This is a genomic window from Spirulina sp. CCNP1310, from assembly GCF_034932185.1.
Taxonomy (GTDB): domain Bacteria; phylum Cyanobacteriota; class Cyanobacteriia; order Cyanobacteriales; family Spirulinaceae; genus Spirulina.
In genome coordinates this window covers 1-8599 of the sequence record NZ_JAYGHW010000054.1, presented here as the reverse complement: position 1 = coordinate 8599, position 8599 = coordinate 1, and the positions used below count along the sequence as shown (strand labels likewise).

The window sequence follows — 8599 nt, the reverse complement described above, 5'->3', positions numbered from 1 at the left end:
CTTCCAAGACCAGCCCCCCACCAGGGCCACTCCCCCCCCCAACTGCCACCCGGTTTGCACCGCCAGGAAAACGATAATCCCCGCCATCAGCGCCCCACAACGCACATAGCCAGTGCGGTGCAGGCCCCAGAGGGGGCGGGAATCCGAGAGTTGGCCAAACCAGACCCGGGCTGGCGAAACCAGATAAGGGAGTGCCACCGCTCCCGCCGTCACCCAGGCGGGAATTTGCAATTCTGTAATCATCACCCGGTTCAGTACCGCAACGGTCAGCACCGACATTAACCCTAGGCCGAGGTTAAAAAGACCCAAGCGGAGGATCGTAGGTAGGGGTAAAGCGGGGGTAAATTTATCCAGGGAAGTATCAACAGTCATCAGTCTAATTTTGCAACCAAGATGAAAAAAAGAGAGAGCCAGACATAAGCCGGATTCTGTTCGAGGATGGTTATCTATCTGGGAGATTTGTTACCAAATCCCTCAAGCGGTTCTCCAAAAACGGGGCGGGCAAAAGACCAACCCTTGCCCCTGCGACCTTGCTCCCGACCGGGGTTTACCGAGCCAACACCTCTCGATGTTGCTGGTGCGCTCTTACCGCACCTTTGCACCCTTACCTTTGAAGGATGAAGGACGAAGGATGAAGGGCTTTGCCCTTGCGTAGCAGGATGAATGAATCATTCTGCCTTCTGCCTTCTGCCCTCTGCCTTCAAAAGGCGGTATCTTTCTGTGGCACTATCCTCACGCTCACGCGCACTGGGCGTTACCCAGCAAGTCTGGTCTTTGGGGAGTCCGGACTTTCCTCAAGCTATCCTCAATGGGGCAACCTGCAACCATCACGCCGACTCTCTCTGTTGTTAAGTGTGCCATAGGCCCGGCGGATAGGGTGAGTTTTCCCCTGAGGCGGCGCGATAGAATAGCTCTATTCTCTCTTGGTTTGATCCTGATGACCCCCACCCTCACCCTCTATAGTTCCAACCGTTGCCCCTATGCCCACCGCACCCGTTTGGTGTTGACGGAGAAGGGGCTGGCGTTTAACCGGGTGGAGATTGATTTGGACAACAAGCCGGCCAATTTTGGGGAAATTTCTCCCTATGGGAAAGTGCCGGTGTTGGTGGTGGAGGAGCAGGTTGATGGCTATGCCCATGGGAATCACCTGCGGCTGTGGGAATCGACGATTATTAATGAATATTTAGAGGAGGCTTTTCCGGAGCCGGCCCTATTGCCCCGGAGTGCGGGGGGACGGGCCGTGGCCCGGATTTGGATTGATTTTGCCAACAATCAGTTTACGCCGGCCTTCTATAAATTACTCCTGGCTCAAGACCCGACCAAGCAAGACCAATGGCGACAAACCCTCCATGACCATTGCCGTTTTTTAGAGACGGAGGTGCTTAACCATGGGGGGGATTATTGTTTAGCGACGGGGTTTAGTTTGGTGGATATTGCCTTTTATCCCTGGTTTGAGCGGTGGGAGACGTTGCGCTATTATCGCGATTTCCCGGTTCCGGCGGATTGTCGCCGGTTACAGGTTTGGTGGGCAAAAATGAAGGGGCGGGCTAGCGTCCAGGCTTGGGGCAATGATCCTCAGCAATATGTGGAGGATTACCGGGCTTATGCGAACAATAGCACCAATAGCACGACGGCCCAAGCGTTGCGGGATTAGCCTCGCCCTTGCCCCTGAGATTGCCGCGACGCTCCAGAATCTTTTAAACTGTTAAGCATCATTGCTCTTCTTTCCCTCGATTTGAGGTAAACCTCTTTTCACTTCACTGTGCGATCGCCTCAGTGGCGCAATTCGCACCATTGCACCCGTCGCAGCCAGGATTTGCGCTAACTTTGCAATTGTGTTCATCCCGTATCCCCAAACATCAACTGAAATCTGGTGGTCGATGCACAAATTTTTTTCACTTCACAGCTTGATCTGAGGGGGCCAGCTTCTCTACTGTCCCGCACTCTATTTTAATAAGAACATTCAAACTATGAATGATTTGTTTCGCAGTCTTGTCACTCAGACTGCCTCCCACACCGGAGCAGATTTTTTCGCTGCGCTGGTGGAAAATATAGCCCAAGCGTTAGGGGTGGATTATGCCTTAATTGCTGAATTAATCCCCGGAGAGATGCCCCAATTACAAACCCTAGCGGTGTGGGGAGATGGGCAGCGGTTAGAGAATTTTACCTATGATTTGATCCATCGCCCTTGTGCCATTGTGATCACCACCGGGAAGCCGCTATTCATTGCCGATAACCTCCAACGGATTTGCCGTGATGATGCGCTGTTGGAACCGATGGCCATGGTGAGCTATTGGGGCATTCCGCTGTTGGACGATGGGGGCCAGGTGTTAGGCAATTTTTGTTTACTCCATCGTCAACCGTTGAGGGTGACAACGGAGGTGGAGGAGATCATGGCCATGGTGGTGGAGCGGGCAGCGGCAGAACTGCAACGGACGCGGGACTTTATGGCCCTGACGGAACGACAGCAGGATTTAGAGGCCAGGGTAGCGGCTCGCACCTATGATCTGATGACGATTAATACTGAACTGCACGCCGAAATTTTTAACAAAATTAGGGCAGAAACAGCCCTGCGGGATAATCAACATTTTCTCGAACGGGTGTTAAATGCGATCGCCGATCCCGTATTTGTTAAAGACCAAGAACACCGTTGGCAGATGGTGAATCATGCTTTTTGTGAATTGTTGGGGCGATCGCCCACAGAACTATTAGGCAAAACCGATCACGACTTTATCCCCCGAGAACAGGCGGATCAATTCTGGCATTACGATGATTTGGTGTTTACCACGGGCGGCGAGGTGGAAAATGAGGAAACCCTCACCGATGGCCAGGGGAAACTCCGCACCATTTCCACCAAAAAAATTGCCTTTCAAGGGCAGGGTGGGGAAACCAATTTGGTGGGCATTATCCGGGATATTACGGAACGGAAACGCATTGAGCGGCAATTGCGTAAAGCCCTAGAGCGGGAGCAGGCCATTGCGCGGGTGGTGGCCCGGATGCGCCGCACGTTGGATCTAGAGACCATTTTTGAAGACACGACGGCGGAACTCCGCCAGGTGATTGAATGCGATCGCCTTCTTGTCTATCGCTTTAACCCCGATTGGAGCGGCGTATTAGTGGCGGAATCCGTCGGCTTAGACTGGCAGCCGGTGGTGGGGGTAGAACTCACCCCGCCCCTGACCCGCCCCGCCACGGAGCAGGAAAACTGCGTCGGCCGCTCTGATCAAGCCCTGATTGAAGATACCTACCTCCAGGAAACGGAAGGCTCCATCTACCGCGAAGGCATTACTTACCACAGCGTCACCGATATCTACACCGCCGGTTTCACCCCCTGCTATCTCGAACTTCTCGCACAACTCCAAGCCCGTAGTTATATCATTGTGCCTATTTTCACAAGTCAGAAAATTTGGGGCTTGCTCTGTGCCTATCAAAACAGTGGCCCCCGCCAATGGGAAGAGGTGGAGGTCAAGATCATGACCCAGATTGCCACTCAATTAGGGGTGGCGGTGCAGCAGGCGGAACTGTTTGCCCAAACCCAGGCCCAAGCTCAGGAATTAGCCCGGGCTAAAGAAGCCGCCGAAGCGGCCAACCGGGCTAAAAGTGAATTTCTCGCCAGCATGAGCCATGAACTGCGCACGCCGATGAATGCCATTCTCGGCTTTACCCAACTGTTGTATCGGGAAACCAACCTACCGCAGGGGCAACGGCAATATTTAGAGATCATTCGTCAATCGGGGGAACATCTCCTCACGTTGATTAACGATGTGTTGGAAATGTCGAAAATTGAAGCGGGGCGGACGGTGTTGTCGGAAAGTAATTTCGACCTTTACCGGCTGTTGCAGAATCTAGAACAAATGTTTCAGCTTAAAGCCCAGCAAAAGGGTTTGCAGTTGCGGGTGGGGCGATCGCCCCGTGTCCCCCAATACATTCATACCGATGAAGGCAAGTTACGGCAGGTGTTAATCAACCTGCTCAACAATGCCGTCAAGTTCACATCAGCGGGGGAAGTGACCCTCACCGTCACCGCCTTGGCTCCCGATATCCTCCATTTTGAAGTGCAGGATACCGGGCCGGGGATTGATCCCAGCGAGCAGGACAAATTATTTGAGGCCTTTAGCCAAACCAGCGTCGGGGTGCAATCCCAAGAAGGTACCGGCTTGGGGCTACCGATTAGCCAAAAGTTTGTTCATCTCATGGGGGGGGAAATTACCGTCACCAGTGCCGTGGGGGCCGGTGCTTGTTTTGCCTTTACGATCCAGATTGTGCCGGTAACGGCTAGTGAAGTGGTGGGTTCTTACCCTGAGGAGGGGATGAATATTGTCGGCATTGCCCCGGATCAGCCCCATTACCGCTTTTTAATCGTGGAAGATAAACCCACGAACCGCCTGCTATTGAATCAAATTCTCAGCCGCTGGGGGTTGGAAGTGCGGGAAGCGACGAATGGAGAGGAGGCGATCGCCCTCTGGGAAGCCTGGCAACCGGATTTCATCTGGATGGATATGCGGATGCCCGTCATGGATGGCTACACCGCCACAGGGGAAATCCGTCGTCGTCAACGGCCTGATCAGCGGGTGGTGATTGTCGCCCTCACCGCCAGCGCCTTTGAAGAAGACCGCCAGGATGTGCTAGCCGCCGGTTGTGATGACTTCATCCGCAAACCCTTTAAGGAAGCCGAACTCTCGGAAAAAATTCACAGCTACTTAGGCTTAAACTTTATCGAAGCCTCCCCTGAATTACAATATCCCCCAGAATCCGAGTTCGATTTCCCCATCACCACAGGGGAGAGCAACACCCATCTCAGCCAAATGCCCGCCCCTTGGCAAGAACAACTTTACCAAGCCGCTCTCCAGGGCAATGACACCCAGATTTTCACGCTCATTGATGAAATTCCCGCCGATTGCGCCAGTTTGATGTTTTATCTAACGGAGTTGACGGTACAGTTCCGCTTTGATCGGATTTTGGAATTGTTGCAACCCTTTGGTTATGGTTGATCCCGAACGACTGCTCAGTTAATCCCTGACTGCGACAAAATCCACGGGCCTGATGTGGATGGGGTGAATAAAGTGAATAATGACATTTTTTAAAATCATCCGCTTACCTCTTTTAAAACTGCTGTGATCCCCCAAACGACGATGCCTTCTTCTCTCTCAGTAGAATCAACACCCATCACCGCTGATATCTTAATTGTCGATGACACCCCCGCAAACCTCCGGCTCCTGTCGGATATGCTCCAAACCCAGGGCTACGGGGTGCGTAAGGCAATTAATGGCACGATGGCGTTAAAAGCGGTGCGATCGCTCCCCCCCGATTTAATCCTATTGGACATTAACCTGCCGGATATGGACGGTTATCAGGTGTGTGAAGCCTTGAAACAGGAGCCAGCCTTTAAACCGATTCCAGTGATTTTCCTCAGTGCGTTAAGTGAGGTGGAGGATAAGGTGAAAGCCTTTGGGAGTGGGGGCGCGGACTATATTACCAAGCCTTTTGTATTGGAGGAGGTTTTAGCCCGGGTTGAGCATCATTGGGAATTAGCCCAATTGCATCGGCAACTGACGGCGAAAAATCAAGATTTAGAAACCGCCCTGCTCCAATTGAAAAAGACCCAGGCCCAAATGATCCAACAGGAAAAAATGGCCGGGCTATCCCAATTGGTGGCGGGGTTAGCCCATGAAATTAACAATCCCGTCGGGTTTATTGCGGGCAACCTTTCTCCGGCTTTGGACTATACACAGATTTTGCTGGAGGTGATTGCCCGCTATGAAGGGGAATTGCCGGAACCTTCGCCACAACTCCAAGATTTTTTAGCCGAGGTGGAGTTAGATTTTATCCGCACCGATCTACCCCAGTTGATGCAGTCGATGCGTACAGGTACAGAGCGGTTGAAATCGCTGCTGTTGGCGTTGCGGATTTTTGCCCATTTGGATGAGTCGGAAGTGAAACAGGTGAACATCCAGGAATCCCTGGATAATACGTTGCGCCTATTGGAGCATCGGCTGACGACGGATCCAGCGATGGGTACGCCAGTGCGGATCGCCATCACCAAGGAATACCACCCCATCCCCCGCCTCACCTGCTATGGCCGCAAATTAAACCAGGTGTTACTCCATTTACTCAACAATGCCATCGATGCCCTCCGCCAACGCCCCGACCCTGAAGCTGGCTTAACGATTCGGCTCAAAACCTATGCCGCAGAGGATTATTGCTGGGTTGAGATCAGTGATAATGGCATCGGCATTGCCCCGGAGGTGCGATCGCACCTCTTTGACCCCTTCTACACCACCAAACCCATTGGCCAAGGCCAGGGCTTGGGGTTAGCCACCAGCTATCAAATCATTGTCGAAGATCATCACGGGATCCTCGATTTCACCTCTGAGCCAGGGGTAGGCACGACATTTAAAATCGGCATTCCCACGGATCTGCTCCGAGATACCTAGGGGGGATTGGAGATCGTGCAGGATCCGCGATCCTCTGGCATCCCCTGGGTTGGGTCGTGCCAGGCTGTCAGTGATGTAGGGGCGCAAAATTAGATTTTGCGCCCCTGCACAGATCACCTTGAGGATTGGGAGATCCCCCATCAATTCGTTAAAATGGCCACATTTTGCAAAACACCCCAATGATTTGGCGCAAACAATTTGGGCTACCGCTTCGACTTCAGCAGTGGTGGCAGCAGTTCGAGAAACACCCCCAACAGACCGCTGTGTTGATGGGTTTAGCCTTGGGGCTAATTTGCATCATGGCTTTTCTCTGGCATTTGGGCAGTATCGGCTTAATTGACGAAACCGAACCCCTATTCGCGGAAGCCTCGCGCCAAATGGTGGAAACCGGCGATTGGGTGACACCCTATTTCAACGGGGCCACTCGCTTTGATAAACCCCCCTTGGTCTATTGGCTGATGGCCTTCGGTTATCTGGTCTTGGGGGTGAATGAATGGGCGGTGCGGTTGCCGTCGGCCTTGGGGGCGATCGCCCTCATCACGCTGCTCTTTTTCACCCTCCGCCGCTACGGTTACGCCCTGCCCCGCGTCGCCCAAGGGGAAGAAACCCGGCTCAGTGAGCGGCAACGGTGGCTCGCGGCGGGCCTAGGGGCGGCGATCCTCGCTTTAAACCTACAATTCATCGTCTGGGCCCGTACTGGCGTATCGGATATGCTCCTTTGTGCCGGGATGGGGATCGCGTTGCTCTGCTTTTTTTGGGGCTATGTGGAGGATGAAGGGAAACTGGAGCCGGGATTTTGGCCCCGCCCTGCCTATCTCAGTTGTTATCTGGCCATGGCGGGGGCTGTGTTGGCCAAGGGGCCGGTGGGGTTGGTGATTCCTGGCTTGGTAATCCTGGCCTTTTTAGCCTATATGGGCAACTTGAAAGCCGTCTGGCAAGAGGCGAAGGTTTGGACGGGGGCGGTGATTTTTGCCGTGATCACGATCCCCTGGTATGTGTTGGTGATTTTGGCCCATGGCCAAACCTATATTGATAGTTTTTTTGGCTACCACAACGTTGAGCGGTTTACCCAAGTGGTGAATAACCACAGCGGCCCCTGGTATTTTTATTTTCTCGTCGTTGCCGTCGGGTTTTTCCCCTGGTCTTTGGGGTTGCCCATGGCCATGGCGCGGCTCCGGTTTTGGGGGCGATCGCCCTGGCAAGCTCAACCGAGACGCGCCCATTTGGGGATCTTAGCCCTGCTTTGGTTTGGGGTGATCTTCCTCTTCTTCACCATCGCCGTCACCAAGCTCCCCAGTTATACCCTCCCCCTCTTACCCGCAGCAGCGATCCTGATCGCCCTCTTCTGGACACAAGCCCTCACCCTCCCCCCCACCGCTCCCCGCCGCTGGAATCATAGCTTAGGGGAATGGCTCACCGGAGCCGCCCATGGCATTCTCGCCCTTGTAGCTGGTGTTGTCTGGTGGATTTTACCCCGCATCCTCGGCCCCGATTCCGCCGCTCCCAACTTCCCCAAGGTGTTAATGGCTTCTGGTTTGCCGGTCATTGGCGGCGTGATTTGGTTGCTTGCCGGAGGTGTAACCCTCCTTTTATTGTGGAAAAACCCCACCCGCCGCTGGATTATTGTCGTCAACATCCTCGCATTTTTCTGTTTTGTCAGTTTTGTGGTCGTTCCCACGCTCAACATCGTTGATCAGGAACGACAGCAACCCCTACGAGAATTGTCATTACTGGCCAAGCGGGTGAAAGATCCGCCGGAGGAACTGTTGATGATCGGGTTTATGAAGCCTTCGGTGGCCTTTTACTCGGAAAATCCGGTGCAGTTTTTCTCCCATGCGCCCCATGCGGTGAAAGCCTTACAGCAGGAGGTGGGGGGCGCAACGTTGTTGTTGATTTCCCATCCGGAGGCGATCGCCGAATTGGGCCTTGCCCCAGAAGATTATCAAGTATTGCGCCAAAGTGGTGCTTATCAATTAACCCGCGTCCAACGAGAAGGGATGATCAATTCCCTTGACACTCCCCGCGCTAAAGCGACGGCGATTCTTCACTCAACGAGCCAACTTGCTCAGACAGGATGACTCCAGCCAAAGTAGAGGTCGATTCTCCTGAAGCGTTGCTTGCGTCTCGCGCAAAAGTTCCGGTATGCCCTACCGTACTCAATCCCC

6 protein-coding genes, 1 other RNA gene and 1 pseudogene are annotated in these 8599 nt (G+C 53.6%); 4 read left to right on the top strand and 4 right to left on the bottom strand.

From position 1 onward, the window contains the following. On the bottom strand, positions 1 to 372 hold a 372-nt coding region (locus tag VB712_RS10625; protein ID WP_323254537.1), incomplete at its 3' end, for a PucC family protein. Between the two features lie 29 nt (positions 373 to 401). Continuing rightward, positions 402 to 841: RNase P RNA component class A (gene rnpB, locus VB712_RS10620), an RNA gene on the bottom strand. 96 nt (positions 842 to 937) lie between these two features. On the opposite strand from rnpB, the gene VB712_RS10615 reads away from it, so the two are divergent. Then, on the top strand, positions 938 to 1654 hold the full coding sequence (locus tag VB712_RS10615; RefSeq protein ID WP_323254536.1) for a glutathione S-transferase family protein: 717 nt from the start codon (positions 938 to 940) through the stop codon (positions 1652 to 1654). Between the two features lie 51 nt (positions 1655 to 1705). Here the strand turns inward: VB712_RS10615 and VB712_RS10610 are convergent, their stop codons facing one another. After that, the gene (locus tag VB712_RS10610) at positions 1706 to 1843 is read right to left on the bottom strand and encodes a hypothetical protein (protein WP_323254535.1); all 138 of its coding nucleotides are present in this window, start codon (positions 1841 to 1843) and stop codon (positions 1706 to 1708) included. A 127-nt stretch (positions 1844 to 1970) separates the two neighbouring features. Here VB712_RS10610 and VB712_RS10605 point away from each other — a divergent pair, with 127 nt between their 5' ends. The 3 genes from VB712_RS10605 to VB712_RS10595 all read left to right on the top strand — a co-directional run bounded on the left by VB712_RS10605 (position 1971) and on the right by VB712_RS10595 (position 8512). After that, complete coding sequence (locus VB712_RS10605; protein WP_323254534.1) at positions 1971 to 4991, top strand: GAF domain-containing protein; 3021 nt, start codon at positions 1971 to 1973, stop codon at positions 4989 to 4991. Positions 4992 to 5132: 141 nt separating this feature from the next. After that, on the top strand, positions 5133 to 6434 hold the full coding sequence (locus VB712_RS10600; protein WP_323254533.1) for a response regulator: 1302 nt from the start codon (positions 5133 to 5135) through the stop codon (positions 6432 to 6434). A 179-nt stretch (positions 6435 to 6613) separates the two neighbouring features. Next, positions 6614 to 8512, top strand: coding sequence for a glycosyltransferase family 39 protein (locus tag VB712_RS10595; protein ID WP_323254532.1), 1899 nt, complete (start codon positions 6614 to 6616; stop codon positions 8510 to 8512). Here the strand turns inward: VB712_RS10595 and VB712_RS20465 are convergent. Then, positions 8460 to 8599: pseudogene (locus VB712_RS20465) on the bottom strand (RNA-guided endonuclease TnpB family protein); the annotation flags it as partial. The gene VB712_RS10595 and the pseudogene VB712_RS20465 sit on opposite strands and share 53 nt — an antisense overlap.

Excerpts from the sequence above, each read along its gene's own strand:
- VB712_RS10615 (WP_323254536.1), top strand. The coding sequence starts at position 938 with ATGACCCCCACCCTCACCCTCTATAGTTCCAACCGTTGCCCCTATGCC.
- VB712_RS10610 (WP_323254535.1), bottom strand. The coding sequence starts at position 1,843 with ATGAACACAATTGCAAAGTTAGCGCAAATCCTGGCTGCGACGGGTGCA.
- VB712_RS10605 (WP_323254534.1), top strand. The coding sequence starts at position 1,971 with ATGAATGATTTGTTTCGCAGTCTTGTCACTCAGACTGCCTCCCACACC.
- VB712_RS10600 (WP_323254533.1), top strand. The coding sequence starts at position 5,133 with ATGCCTTCTTCTCTCTCAGTAGAATCAACACCCATCACCGCTGATATC.
- VB712_RS10595 (WP_323254532.1), top strand. The coding sequence starts at position 6,614 with ATGATTTGGCGCAAACAATTTGGGCTACCGCTTCGACTTCAGCAGTGG.